The following is a 792-nucleotide window of genomic DNA, read 5'->3' on the forward strand; positions in this document are numbered from 1 at the left end:
GTAAATATTAAAGTTAGCAACATAATGTAAAACCTAAATCAACCAATTTTATAAAAACTTTTAGTGCCTTGTCTTCATCTGATATTTATGGACTGGGGAAACCAACTGGACGAGATAGAAGGTGGGGGCTATTTGAACATTTACGTTAAGCCATTTCGCAATTTAATTTTGAGCCACTTATGAATGGCTATTTTCAAGCCACTTTTGCGTTTCTCTCATTCGGTAAGATGGGCCGATCATATTCACCACGTGCGATTTATGCGTCAAGCGATCCGTCAATGCGGCGGTCAAAATAGGATCATGGAATACCTCTTCCCATTTCGCAAAAGACAGGTTGCTCGTAATAATGGTTGAGGATCGACCAGCACGCAACGACAAATGTGTAAACAGTAATTCAGCCCCTTCTTTATCGAAGGAAATGTAGCCTAATTCATCAATGATAACGAGGTCATATTTCTCAAATCGCAATTCGAAAGAGCGTAAGGTCCTTTCGGACCGGCTTTCCTTCAACTGATTGATTAAGGACGAGACACTGGCGAAATAAACCTTGTAGCCCGCTAAACAAGCTACTACCCCTAAGCCGATCGCCAGGTGGCTCTTGCCGGTTCCTGGAGAACCGGTCAGAATCACATTCTGTCCAGCTTTGATGAAATCGAGCGTCTGTAAGTTGGGCAGTTTTTGCTGCGCATCTGTCGGCAGCGCTCGAGTATCAATCTCCTCCAGCAGCTTTTTCTCCGGAAAGTTCGCACGGCGGATCCGTGTGGATTTAGACCGGATCCAGCGGTCATTCTT

General features: G+C 44.4%; 1 protein-coding gene. It reads right to left on the minus strand.

Annotated features, from left to right (window positions below; translation table 11 throughout):
- Positions 1-177: 177 nt before the first annotated feature.
- The coding region (gene istB, locus KA878_RS14025) for an IS21-like element ISSau9 family helper ATPase IstB (protein ID WP_210142258.1) at positions 178-792 on the minus strand (615 nt) is incomplete at its 5' end.

This window comes from Staphylococcus sp. GDY8P57P, assembly GCF_017892585.1.
GTDB classification, from domain to species: domain Bacteria; phylum Bacillota; class Bacilli; order Staphylococcales; family Staphylococcaceae; genus Staphylococcus; species Staphylococcus borealis.